General features: G+C 68.9%; 11 protein-coding genes and 1 tRNA gene. 7 read left to right on the forward strand and 5 right to left on the reverse strand.

Annotated elements, in window-relative coordinates:
- Positions 1-14: 14 nt before the first annotated feature.
- Together hpt and AXA68_RS08040 are read right to left on the reverse strand one after the other, a co-directional pair.
- The gene (gene hpt / locus AXA68_RS08035; RefSeq protein ID WP_066415098.1) at positions 15-584 is read right to left on the reverse strand and encodes a hypoxanthine/guanine phosphoribosyltransferase; all 570 of its coding nucleotides are present in this window, start codon (positions 582-584) and stop codon (positions 15-17) included.
- 81 nt (positions 585-665) lie between these two features.
- Entirely contained in the window at positions 666-887 is a 222-nt protein-coding gene (locus AXA68_RS08040) for a hypothetical protein (RefSeq protein WP_066415101.1), read from the reverse strand.
- A 111-nt stretch (positions 888-998) separates the two neighbouring features.
- Between AXA68_RS08040 and aroC the strand changes: the two genes are divergently transcribed.
- Positions 999-2186 (forward strand): chorismate synthase, encoded by a 1188-nt coding sequence (gene aroC, locus AXA68_RS08045; RefSeq protein WP_066415104.1) that lies wholly within the window; start codon positions 999-1001, stop codon positions 2184-2186.
- Between the two features lie 192 nt (positions 2187-2378).
- On the opposite strand, the gene AXA68_RS08050 is transcribed toward aroC, so the two are convergent.
- The gene (locus tag AXA68_RS08050) at positions 2379-3257 is read right to left on the reverse strand and encodes a ZIP family metal transporter (RefSeq protein WP_066415107.1); all 879 of its coding nucleotides are present in this window, start codon (positions 3255-3257) and stop codon (positions 2379-2381) included.
- 135 nt (positions 3258-3392) lie between these two features.
- Between AXA68_RS08050 and gyrB the strand changes: the two genes are divergently transcribed.
- The 4 genes from gyrB to AXA68_RS08070 all read left to right on the forward strand — a co-directional run bounded on the left by gyrB (position 3393) and on the right by AXA68_RS08070 (position 10342).
- Positions 3393-5309, forward strand: coding sequence for a DNA topoisomerase (ATP-hydrolyzing) subunit B (gene gyrB, locus AXA68_RS08055; protein WP_066415109.1), 1917 nt, complete (start codon positions 3393-3395; stop codon positions 5307-5309).
- Positions 5306-7807, forward strand: a complete 2502-nt coding sequence (gyrA, locus tag AXA68_RS08060) for a DNA gyrase subunit A (RefSeq protein WP_066415112.1) — start codon at positions 5306-5308, stop codon at positions 7805-7807. Before gyrB ends, gyrA begins: the two co-directional genes overlap by 4 nt.
- Positions 7808-7838: 31 nt before the next feature.
- Positions 7839-8213 carry a hypothetical protein gene (locus tag AXA68_RS08065; RefSeq protein WP_066415115.1) on the forward strand — a complete coding sequence of 125 codons (375 nt, stop codon included), beginning with the start codon at positions 7839-7841 and terminating at the stop codon, positions 8211-8213.
- Positions 8214-8329: 116 nt separating this feature from the next.
- Positions 8330-10342 (forward strand): AMP-binding protein, encoded by a 2013-nt coding sequence (locus tag AXA68_RS08070; RefSeq protein WP_066415126.1) that lies wholly within the window; start codon positions 8330-8332, stop codon positions 10340-10342.
- Between the two features lie 39 nt (positions 10343-10381).
- On the opposite strand, the gene AXA68_RS08075 is transcribed toward AXA68_RS08070, so the two are convergent.
- Positions 10382-10864, reverse strand: a complete 483-nt coding sequence (locus tag AXA68_RS08075; RefSeq protein ID WP_066415128.1) for a redoxin domain-containing protein — start codon at positions 10862-10864, stop codon at positions 10382-10384.
- A gap of 118 nt (positions 10865-10982) precedes the next feature.
- Here AXA68_RS08075 and AXA68_RS08080 point away from each other — a divergent pair, with 118 nt between their 5' ends.
- Complete coding sequence (locus AXA68_RS08080; protein WP_066415139.1) at positions 10983-11297, forward strand: Sec-independent protein translocase subunit TatA/TatB; 315 nt, start codon at positions 10983-10985, stop codon at positions 11295-11297.
- A gap of 65 nt (positions 11298-11362) precedes the next feature.
- A tRNA-Arg gene (locus tag AXA68_RS08085) sits at positions 11363-11435 on the forward strand.
- A 429-nt stretch (positions 11436-11864) separates the two neighbouring features.
- On the opposite strand, the gene AXA68_RS08090 is transcribed toward AXA68_RS08085, so the two are convergent.
- Positions 11865-12497: a DUF1405 domain-containing protein gene (locus tag AXA68_RS08090; RefSeq protein WP_066415142.1), complete on the reverse strand. Its 633-nt coding sequence runs from the start codon at positions 12495-12497 to the stop codon at positions 11865-11867.
- Between the last annotated feature and the right edge of the window lie 95 nt (positions 12498-12592).

Consider the following 12592-nt stretch of genomic DNA (forward strand, 5'->3'; position numbering starts at 1 on the left):
TCCGGTTCGGACGGCTACTCGTCGCCCTGCGCGTCGACGATCACGACCTCGCCGTCCTCGACGGTGACGTTGATCAGCGTCTTCACGTCGTAGTCGGTTCCGTCGAGCTCGTTCTCGCCGGCCTTCTTGATCACGGCGACGACGTCGACGACCTCCGCGCCGACCTCGTCGGTGAGCGCGTCGAGGATCGCCTTCATCGTGCCGCCCGTCGAGAGCACGTCGTCCAAGACGAGCACGCGGTCGCCCTGCTCGACGTCGTTGATGTACATCTCCGACTCGGAGTAGCCGGTCTCCTGGAACAGCGGGACCTCGCCGTCGAGGCCGTACTGGCGCTTGCGGATGACGACGAGCGGGATGTCGGTCATGAGAGAGAGCGCGGTCGAGATGTGGATCCCCATCGCGGCGGGGGTGACGATCTTGTCGACGTTCTCCAACTCCGCCTTCCGGATGATCCGGATGACGATCTCCCGGAGGAGCTCCGGTTCGAGCATGGGGACGCCGTCGCTGATGGGGTGGACGAAGTACTGGTACTCGCCTTTCTCGATGATCGGCGCGTCGAGGAGCGACTGCCGCAACTGGTCCATGTCGCCGGTACTCGTGGCGGTTAATAAAGCGTGGCGATTGCGGGGTCTCGTGGGGTGCGGTGGCAGGGGTCGGCGACGACCTCAGATCTCCTCGCGGGCGTCGATCTCGGTGTAGATGTACCACGCCGCGGTGTACGCCGACAGGAAGAGCAGGTAGCCGACGACGAGCCCGGCGGTTCGCCGCGCGTCGAGGCCGCCGGGGAGCGTCGCGGACAGGACGGCGAGCGCGACGAGGAACACGAGAAACGAGAAGCCCCCCGAGAGCGCGTAGACGCCGAGGTCGGAGGTGAGTCGGTCGCGCATGACACGACCCACGGCGTCGCCCGATAAACCGGCGTCGGTTCGTCGGGGAGCGCCGCCGCGACCGCGTTCGCGGATTGCAATCCCTATATGCCCCCGGCCACACGTGGGGGTATGAACGGGAACCGGTTCGGTCGCCTCTTCCAGGTGACCACCTACGGCGAGAGCCACGGCGACGCGATGGGCGTGACCGTCTCGGGCGTCCCCGCGGGCGTCGAGCTCGACGAGGAGGCGATCCAGGCGCAGCTCGACCGGCGCAAGCCGGGACAGTCGATGATCACCACCTCGCGCGGCGAGCCCGACGAGGTCGTCGTCAACTCCGGCGTCCAGGACGGCTACACCACCGGCACCCCGATCGGGATGACCATCCAGAACAAGGACGCGCGCTCGGGCAAGTACGAGCCGTACGTCACCGCGCCCCGCCCCTCACACGGCGACTACACCTACTCCGCGAAGTTCGGGACGCGGAACTGGGGCGGTGGCGGGCGCTCCTCCGCTCGCGAGACCGTGAACTGGGTGGCCGCGGGCGCGGTCGCGGAACAGGTGCTCGACGCCTCCGACTACGACGTGGAGATCAAAGCCCACGTCAACCGGATCGGCGAGGTCGAGGCCGACGAGGTGAGCTTCGAGCAGCTGCTCGAGCACAGCGAGGAGAACGACGTGCGGTGTGCGGACCCCGAGGCGGCCGCGGAGATGCAGGAGCTGATCGAGGAGTACCAGGAGCGCGGCGACTCCATCGGCGGCTCCATCTACTTCGAGTGCCGGGGCGTCCCGCGCGGACTGGGCGCGCCGCGGTTCGACGGCTTCCCGAGCCGACTGGGGCGGGCGATGTTCTCCATCCCCGCGACCACCGCCGTCGAGTTCGGGCTCGGGCGGGAGGCGGTCGGCGTCTCCGGCAGCGACCGCAACGAGGACTGGACGTTCGACGACGGCGAGTCGTTCGACCACGTCGAGAGCGACGAGGGCGACCCGGTGCCGGTCGGCAACGACCACGGCGGGCTCCAGGGCGGGATCACGACGGGCGAGCCGATCTACGGCGAGGCGACGTGGCACGCGCCCACCTCGATCCCGAAGAAGCAGCGGACCGCGGACTGGGAGACGGGCGAGGAGAAGGAGATCCAGGTCGTCGGCCGTCACGATCCCGTGCTCCCGCCCCGGGCGGTCCCCGTCGTCGAGGCGATGCTGTACTGTACCGTCCTCGATTTCATGCTGCTCGCTGGCCGGATCAACCCCGACCGCGTCGACGGGAACCCCGGCCAGTACGACACGCAGTACCACCCGAGCAGCCCGCGGAACGACTAAACCGAGTCGCGTCCGAAGCAACGAGTCCCGTCAGGAGAGGAGTCGCGTCCGAAGCCGCGTTCGGCGCGCGCCTCCGACCGCCCGAAGGGCGGGAGGAGCCCGCGCGAGGGAGTCGGCCGACCGGAGCAACGCGGAGGCGGCCGACGAGGCTGGGGAGGCGTGAGGTGCGGTCGCGGTCGGCCGCCCGGCCGGTCACACCGCCACGACCGCGTCGACGACGACCAGCAGGACGAACCCGCCGAGGAAGGCGGCCGTCGCGGCGTCGGCGTGGCCGTGGCCGTGCGAGGAGGGGATCAGCTCGCGGAAGACGACCGCGAGCATCGCGCCCGCCGCGAACCCGGCCGCGACGGGGAAGAGCCCGGTCGACAGCGAGACGAGCGAGAAGCCGACCGTCGCGGCGATCACCTGCGGAACCGTCCCCGACAGCGCCGTGTACGCCAACACCTTCGCGTTCCCCATCCCCGTCTCGGCCATCGGGATCGCGAACGCGAACCCGTCCGGGACGTTCTGGAGGCCGATCACGACGGCCAACACGAGCGCGACCTCCTCGAGCCCGGAGGCGAACGCGACGCCGATCGCGAGCCCCTCGGGCGCGTTGTGGAGCGTGATGGCCCCGCCGACGAGCAGCGCCCGGCGGAGCGTGGCGTCGATGGCCGCGGTCGCGTCGTCATCCTCGCGGGAGCCGTCCTCGCGGGAGCCGTCCTCACGAGAGCCGCCCTCTCCGACAGCTCCGCTCCGCGTCATTCCGGCGACGTCCGCGCGGGTCGCCCCGCCCTCCGCGCGCCAGCCGCGGTAGCGGGCGTGGAGGTGCGGGATGAGTCGGTTGCCGGCGAGGAGGCCGAACCCGCCGACGAGGAGTCCGGCGAGGACCTCCGCGAGGCTCCCCTCCTCGGTGCCGGGGAGGATCAGTCCGAAGACGCTGGCCGCGACCATCAGCCCGGCGGCGAGGCCGAGGGCGGCGTCGTACGTCCGGTGGCTCACGCGGGCGCGGACGAACACCGGGAGCGCGCCGAGTCCGGTCACGAGCCCGGTCACCGCGGCGATCCCGATCACGGTCGGGAGGTCGGTCATGTCGGGTGATTCAGGCGACAAGGTATAAATCCGCGTCACCCGCTGCCGCCCGTTTCGAGCGGCCAACAATACACACTACGCCCGCGCGCGTGCGTCGGGTTTATAACCCGGCACGAACTACTCCCGGCAAGTTCTATGCCAGAGGAGACCGAATACGGAGCCGGCCAGATTCAGGTCCTCGAGGGCCTCCAGGCCGTCCGAAAGCGTCCGGCGATGTACATCGGGTCCACGGACGGGCGCGGACTCCACCATCTCGTCTACGAGGTCGTCGACAACGCCATCGACGAGGCGCTCGCGGGGTACTGCGAGGAGATCGACGTCACGGTCCACGAGGACGGCTCCGTGAGCGTCCGCGACGACGGCCGCGGCATCCCCGTCGACACGCACGAGAAGTACGACCGGCCGGCGCTCGAGGTCATCATGACCGTCCTCCACGCCGGCGGGAAGTTCGACTCGAAGTCCTATCAGGTCTCGGGCGGCCTCCACGGCGTCGGCGTCAGCGTCGTCAACGCCCTCTCCGAGCGCCTGGAGGTCGAGGTGAAACGCGACGGCGGCGTCTACAGACACGAGTTCGAACGGGGCGAGCCCGCCCCCGACGGGTTCGAGCGCGTCCGCGACCTGGACCCCTCCGAGGGGACGGGAACCTACATCCGATTCTGGCCCGATACCGACGTCTTCGAGACGACGGACTTCGAGTTCTCGACGCTCTCCAACCGGCTCCGCGAGCTCGCCTTCCTCAACTCCGGCGTGGCGATCACGCTGGCGGACGAGCGCGACGGGAACCGCGAGACCTTCCGGTACGACGGCGGGATCCGCGAGTTCGTCGGCTACCTCAACGAGACGCGCACGCCGATCCACGACGACGTGATCTACTTCTCCGACGAGGACGAGGGCGTCCACGTCGAGGTCGCGATGCAGGCGACCGAGGAGCTTCAGGGCTCCGTCCACGCGTTCGCGAACAACATCAACACCCGCGAGGGCGGAACCCACCTCACGGGGTTCAAGACGGCGCTCACCCGCGTCGTCAACGACTACGCGAACGAACACGGGCTCGTCGACGACCTCGACGCCAACCTCAAGGGCGAGGACGTCCGCGAGGGACTGACCGCCGTCATCTCGATCAAACACCCCGACCCGCAGTTCGAGGGGCAGACGAAGACGAAGCTCGGCAACAGCGAGGTCCGCGGCGTCGTCGAGTCGGCGACCCACGCGAAGCTCGGCACCTTCCTCGAGGAGAACCCCGACACCGCCCGCAAGATCGTCCACAAGGCCGCGGAGGCCGCGAGGGCGCGCAAGGCCGCGAAGAAGGCCGAGGAGCTGACCCGCCGGAAGTCCGCGCTGGAGTCGACCGCGCTGCCCGGCAAGCTCGCCGACTGCCAGACCCGCGATCCCGCGGAGGCGGAGCTGTTCGTCGTGGAGGGCGACTCGGCCGGCGGCTCGGCGAAACAGGGCCGCAACCGCGAGAACCAGGCGATCCTCCCGCTGAAGGGGAAGATCCTCAACGTCGAGAAACACCGCCTCGACCGCATCCTCGAGAACGACGAGATCCGCGCGCTGATCACCGCGATCGGCGCGGGGATCGGCGAGGAGTTCGACCTCGACGACGTGCGGTACAACAAGATCATCCTCATGACGGACGCCGACGTCGACGGGGCTCACATCAGAACCCTGCTTCTCACCCTGCTGTACCGGCACATGAAGCCCCTGCTCGAAGCGGGCTACGTGTACGCGGCCCAGCCGCCGCTGTACCGGATCCGCTACCGCGGCGAGACGTACGACGCGATGACGGAGGCCGAACGCGACCGGATAATCGAGGAGGAGTGCGACGGGAACCCCACGCAGGTCCAGCGGTTCAAGGGGCTCGGCGAGATGAACCCCGACCAGCTGTGGGAGACGACGATGAACCCGGAGAACCGACGGCTCAAGCGCATCAACGTCGACGACGCGGCCGCGGCCGACCGGATGTTCAACGTCCTGATGGGTGACGCGGTCGAGCCGCGAAAGCAGTTCATCAAGGAGCACGCGACCGAGGCGGAGTGGGTGGACATATGAGCTCGGACGTACCCGACGTCGACCCGAGCGACGTCCGCGCCGCGCAGGTGACGAACGCCCGTATCGAGGACGAGATGGAGCAGTCGTACATCGACTACGCGATGTCGGTCATCGCGGGTCGTGCGCTCCCGGACGTCCGCGACGGGCTCAAACCCGTTCACCGACGCATCCTCTACGCGATGCACGAGGCGGGCGTGACGAGCAACTCCGCTCATCGCAAGTCTTCCTCCATCGTCGGCGAGACGATGGGCGACTACCACCCGCACGGCGACAGCGCCATCTACGACACGCTGGCGCGGATGGCTCAGGACTTCTCGATGCGCTACCCGCTCGTGGACGGGCAGGGGAACTTCGGCTCCGTCGACGGCGACCCGCCGGCGGCGATGCGGTACACGGAGGCGCGAATGTCCGCCATCGCCGAGGAGCTGCTCGCCGACATCGAGCGCGACACGGTCGATTTCACCTCCAACTACGACGACCGTCTCGAGGAGCCGGAGGTGTTGCCCTCGGCGGTGCCGCACCTGCTCGTCAACGGCTCGTCGGGCATCGCCGTCGGGATGTCGACGAACGTCCCGCCGCACAACCTCGGCGAGGTGATAGACGCGACCGTCGAGCTCATCGAGGACCCCGACGCCACCGTCGAGGACCTGATGAAACACGTGGAGGGGCCGGACTTCCCGACGGGCGCGAACATCGTCGGCCGCAACGCGGTCCACAAGGCGTACAAGACGGGTCGCGGCCGGATCCGGGTCCGCGCCGAGTTCGAGGTCGACGAGGAGGCGGGCCGGATCGTGATCACGGAGCTCCCCTTCCAGCAGAACAAATCGCGGCTGGTCGAGCGGATCGCCGAGGACGTCAACGAGGGAGCCATCGAGGGGATCCGCGATCTCCGCGACGAATCCGACCGCGACGGGATCCGCGTCGTCGTCGAGCTCAAGCGCGACGCGATGGCCGACGTGGTGAAAAACCAGCTGCTGGAGAGCCACCTCGAGCGGACGTTCGGCGTGATCAACCTCGCGTTGGTCGACGGTTCGCCGCAGGTCTTAGACCTGAAGGAGACGCTCGAACACTACGTCGAGCACCGCCGCGACGTGGTCCGTCGTCGCTCCGAACACGAGCTCGACGAGCGGGAGGACCGCGCGCACATCCTCGAGGGTCGGTTGAAGGCGCTCGAGAACGTCGACAGCGTGGTCGAGACGATACAGGACTCCGAAGACCGCGACGCCGCGAGGGCGGCGCTCGAGGCGGACTACGACTTCTCGGAGGCGCAGGCGGAACACATCGTCCGGATGCAGCTCGGGTCGCTGACCTCGATGGAGACCCAGGAGATCGAGGCGGAGTACGAGGACGTGACCGCGCGGATCGAGCGGCTGGAGACGATCCTCGAGGACCCCGACGAGCTCGATTCGGTGATAATCGAGGAGCTCGAGGAGATGAAAGCGGAGTACGACGACGAGCGTCGCACGAGCTTCATCGAGGACACGGGATCGGTCACCCACGAGGACCTGATCCCCGAGGAGGAGTGTATCGTCGTCATGAGCGAGGACGACTACATCAAGCGGATGCCCCTCGAGACGTTCCGGGCGCAGAACCGGGGCGGCAAGGGGATCATCGGGGCGGACCTCAAGGAGGGCGACCGCGTCTCCTCGGTGTTCGCCGCCAACTCCCACGACTACCTGCTCGTGTTCACCAACCACGGGCAGATCTACCGGCTGAAGACCTACGAGATCCCGGAGATGTCCCGGACGGCCCGCGGGAAATCGGCCGTGAACCTCCTCGACCTCGACGACGGCGAGGAGATCGAGGCGGTCGTGAACACCGACGACCTCGACGACGACGAGTTCCTCACGATGGTCACCCGCGACGGGTACATCAAGCGGACCGCCGTCGACGAGTTCGGAAACATCCGGTCGACCGGGATCCGGGCGATCCGGCTGGAGGACGGCGACGAGCTCGTCGACGTCGAGGTGACCGACGGCGGGACCCACATCGTCATCGGCAGCCGCGACGGGATGGCGATCCGGTTCGACGAGGACGACGTCCGGCCCATGGGTCGGACCGCCCGCGGCGTGATCGGGATCGACCTCCGGGAGGGCGACCGCGTCGCCGGCGTGGCCGCGGTCGACGCCGACTACCACAACTGGGTGCTCACCGTGACCGAGAACGGCTACGGGAAGCGCTCGGACCTCGACGAGTACCGGCCGCAGTCGCGGAACGGGATGGGGCTCGTCGACATCAAGACGGGGGATCGAAACGGAAGCGTGGTCGCCATCGAGGCGGTGACGTACGGCGATCACCTGATCGCGATGAGCGCCGACGGCCAGATCATGCGGACCCGCGTCGAGGAGATCTCGACGGTGAGCCGGAACACCATGGGCGTCATCGTGATGGATCTGGATCCCGACGACGAGGTCGCCTCCGTGGACATCGTCCCCGAGACGGCGTACGCCGACGAGGGGGCGGACGGGACCGCGAGCGGCGACGCGCCGGGCGAGTAGCCCCGTGCCGACGAGCCGATCCACGCTGTCCATGGACCGCCGCCGGTTCCTCGCCGCGGCCGGCGCGAGCGCCTTCGCCGGCTGTCTCGGCTCGGGCGGGAACGAGCCGGGTCGCCTCGATCTCACGGTCCGGAACGACGGCGAGGAGGCGGTCGACGTGGAGATCGCCGTACGCGGCGACGACGGGACGACCTACGCGGAGGAGTCCGACCGGATCGACCCCGGCGTCGCCCGCGCGTTCGAGGCGACGGTCGCGGCGACGGGCCGCCACGAGGTCGCCGCGACGGGCGACGACTGGGAGGGGCGGCTCGCGTGGGACGCCGGGGTCTGTGCCACCTTCGACGGGACGGTCGTCGTCGACGCCGGGACCGTCGAGGTCGCGGGCGAGTGTCTCGACCTCCGGTAGCCGCGTCGTCCCCGCTCCGCCGGAAGGACCGCCACGAGCCGGAGCGGACCGCCCCGCCTCCGACGACGAACCTTCAGGAAAGTTACTTACTGTCCCCGCGGGAACGGTCGGTCGAGATGGACGAGTACGAGGCGATATCCGAGGTGGTCCACGAGCCCGATCCCGCGTTCGCGGAGTCGACGAACGTCGCCGCGTTCATGCGGGAGTACGGGATGGAGGACTACGAGGAACTGATCGCGCGTACCACCTCGTCCGTCGACGGGGAGCCCGAGTCGGGCGTCGACTGGTTCTGGGACGAGGTCGTCGACTACCTCGACGTCGATTTCTACACCGACTACGACGCGGTCCGGAACGACGAGAACGGCCCGCAGTTCACGGAGTGGTACCCGGGCGGCGAGATCAACGTCGCCCACAACGTCGTCGACCGCCACGCCGCCGTCGACTCGCCGAACCGGAACCGCGTCGCGCTGATCTGGGAGGGCGAGCCGGGCGACGTGCGCGAGGTCACCTTCCACGAGCTCCATCGAGAGAGCAACCGCGTCGCCAACTACCTCGAGTCGGTCGGGGTGGAGACCGGCGACACGGTCGGGCTGTACATGCCGATGGTCCCGGAGGTCGTCTCGATCCTCTACGGCTGTCTGAAGGTCGGCGCGATCGCCGTCCCGATCTTCTCGGGGTTCGGTCGGGAGGCGACCGCGACCCGGATCGACGACGCCGAGCCGGCGGTGCTCTTCACCGGCGACGGCTTCCACCGCCGCGGGAGCGAGGTCCGGCTGAAGGCGACCGCGGACGCGGCGATCGCCGACGCGGGCCACGTCGAGGACGCGGTCGTCTACGACCGCCTCGGCGCGACCCCCGACGGGGACGCGGACGAACCGGTTCCGTGGAACGCGGAGCGCGACGTCGCGTGGAGCGACGCGATCGAGCCGCAGTCGCCCGAGTACGAGACGAATCGGCTCCCCTCGAACGCGGAGTCGATGCTCCTCTACTCGTCCGGGACGACCGGGACGCCGAAGGGGATCGTCCACACCCACGCCGGCGTCCTCGTTCAGTGCGCCAAGGAGATCCACTTCGGCTTCGATCGGAAGCCGGCGGACCGGTTCTTCTGGGTCGCCGACATCGGCTGGATGATGGGACCGTGGACGCTGATCGGCAACCACGCCTTCGGCGGGACGGTGTTCATGTACGAGGGCGCGCCCGACCACCCCGAGCCCGACCGGTACTGGGAGCTGATCGACCGCCACGGGATCACCCAGTTCGGCGTCTCGCCGACGGCGATCCGGGCGCTGCGGAAACACGGGGACGAGTGGGTCGAGGGCCACGACCTCTCGAGTCTCCGGATCCTGGGCTCCACCGGCGAGCCGTGGGACCCCGAGTCGTGGACGTGGTTCTACGAGGAAGTCGGCGGCGGCGACTGTCCGATCATCAACATCTCGGGCGGCACGGAGATCTGCGGCTGTTTCCTGATGCCGATGCCGAACCGACCGCTCAAACCGTGTACCCTCGGCGGTCCCGGACTGGGGATGGCCATCGACGTCGTCGACGAGACGGGCGAGTCGGTGCTGGAGGACAACGAGCGGGGCTACCTCGTCGCGCGCGACTCGTGTCCCTCGATGACCAAGAGCCTCTGGTCGGGCGACGAGCGCTACCTCGAGGAGTACTGGTCGACGTGGCCCGACCTGTGGGACCACGGCGACTTCGCCCAGAAGGACGCGGACGGCTTCTGGTTCCTCCACGGCCGCGCCGACGACGCGCTCAACGTCGCCGGACGGAAGGTCGGTCCGGCCGAGATAGAGGGGGTGTTGATCGACCACGACGCGGTCAACCAGGCGGCCGCGGTCGGCGTCCCGGACGAGACGACGGGGACCGCCGTCGTCGCCTACGTCGTCTTGGAGCCCGGCGTCGAGCCGACGGCGGCGCTCCGCGAGGAGCTGCGGGACCTGGTCGGCGCGGAACACGGCAAGCCGTTCCGGCCGCGCGAGGTGCTCTTCGTCGACGCCTTCCCGAAGACGCAGTCGGGGAAGGTCATCCGGCGCGCCATCGCCGCCGTCCACCGCGGCGACGACCCCGGCGACCTCTCGTCGATGGAGAACCCCGAGGCGCTCGAAGGGCTTCGAGACGCCGAGTGAGCGCCGGACCGGCCCGGACGCGTTCGCGTTCGAGTTCGATCAGTTCGGCGTGATCGCCCCGGTCGCGGCGTCGGCGACCGCGGCGTAGTCGGGCTCCTGGCCGTGCCCGTCGGCCAGCCAGCGGTACGTGACGGTTCCCTCGGCGTCGATCACGAACACCGACCGGCGGGCGACGGCGTCGACGCCGTAGCCCTCGAAGTCCGCGACCGCGTCGTATGCCTCGATCGCGCGGTGATCGGGGTCCGCGACGAGCCCGAAGGGGAGGTCGTACTCCTCGCGGTAGGCGGAGAGCGCGTGCGGGAGGTCCGTGCTGACGCCGAGGACGGTACACGCCTCCGGGAACCGGTCGAACTCGTCGCGGATCGTCCGCATCTCGTCGGTACAGGTGCTCGAGAACGCGGCCGGGAAGAAGGCGAGCACGACCGGGCCGTCGCCGATCCGGTCCGAGAGCCGGAACGGTTCGATGTCGTCGGTCACGAGCGAAGCGGCGAAGTCGGGCGCGTCGTCGCCTACGTCGACCATACGGACCGATGGTCGCGAGCGCGTATATACCGGACGGTCGACGGCGTCCCGGACCGGTCGTCGGGACCCCCCGAAGGCAAAAAGACTATAATCGACACAGGGTTACCACCGGGTAGAGATGACAAGCGCGATTCCACTGATCGGCGGCATTCCGGCGGGGCCGGAGCTCCTCATAATCCTGCTCGTGTTGGTCCTGTTGTTCGGCGCGAACAAGATCCCGAAGCTCGCACGCTCGACCGGGCAGGCGATGGGCGAGTTCAAGAAGGGCCGCGAGGAGGTCGAAGAGGAGCTACAGAAGATGCAAGAGGGCGACCTCGACACGGACACGACGACCGAGACGACGGCCGAGCCGCCCACCGAGGCGACGACGGATACGACGGCCGACGACGACCTCGAGACCGAAACCGAGACCGAGAAGGAATCGAGCGCGTAACCGACAGCACGCGTAGCCGACGCCTCCTCCCGCGGTCCCCGTTCGATCGTCCCCTTTTCCATCTCGGGCGCGTGGCCTAGCGGATAGGGCGAGGGGTTCCTAACCCCTCGATCGCGGGTTCGAATCCCGTCGCGCCCGTTCCCTCACTACGTTCGGTCACGGGCGCGACTGACCCACGCTCGCTTCGCTCGCGTGGATCCCGTCGCGCCCGTTCGTTCGCTTCGTCCGATCGCGGTGATTCATATTCGAACCGGTCAGTACAGGCGAAGGAGCGATCGCCCGAGCGGTGGCGCGAACCCGACCGCGAGGCTGGGGAGGTGTGAGGTGCGGTGCTGTGCGGTGGGGGTGGGACTCAAGGGGGCAGCCGCGAGGGCGAAGCCCGACGACGTAAGCACCGGAGCGAGTGAGCGGAGCGAACGAGCGAGGAGCACAGCGAGTCGTGCGAGTCCTCGCGGCTGGGGCTTTGGAGATGTTCATCGTCCCAGGAACGATCCCGTTCTCACCACCCCGATCTCTACTGAAACACCCGTGCTATAAGCATTCGACTTCTACCGTCTCGTCCGCCTCTCAGGCCGGATCTTCATCCAGCCGCCGAAACGACCGGCTCGCGAGCCACACCGAGAGTGCGGCGATCCCGAGGGTGGCGAGCGCCAGGCCGACGCCCGGCTCGTACAGGAGCGGCGGATAGTAGCCGACCCAGTAGTCGACGACGACGTTCGCGACGCCGAGCGCGCCGGCGACCGCCAGCGCGCCGCGGGTCGTCCGCCCGAACGCCGGGAAAAGCAGCGCGAGGCCGACGAAACACAGGTGGGTCCCCAACACGCCCCAGTAGTAGATCCACGCGTCGGGGGCGATCACGTACGACTCGAACGCCAGGTTCAGCGAGACCAGCGGCCACAGCCCGAACTGGACGAGCCAGACGAACGAGAGCGTGTGGAGGTACGCGAGGGCTCGGTTCGTCGGCGTCTCGGCCACCGGGTCGCCGGAGCCGACGGTCGGCAGCAGCGTCGCGAGCGAGAGCGCGCCGAGCGCGACCGCCACCGCCGAGTCGGCGTACAGCGGCCACAGGACGGTCGGGACCTCCCCGAGGGTGCCGGCGTAGTAGTCGACGCCGATGAGGAACATGAACGCCGTCAGCGCGAGGGTGACGACGAGGCTGCGCGGCTCCCCGAGCAGCTCCTCCGCGACCGCGTCGCGCACTCGTCGACGAACCGCCCGATCACGCAGGCGACGGAGACCGTGCAGCCGACGGAGAGGAGTCACGTCACCGACTGCGCGGAGGGACGGCTAAAAGT

This window comes from Halorubrum aethiopicum (assembly GCF_001542905.1).
Classification (GTDB): domain Archaea; phylum Halobacteriota; class Halobacteria; order Halobacteriales; family Haloferacaceae; genus Halorubrum; species Halorubrum aethiopicum.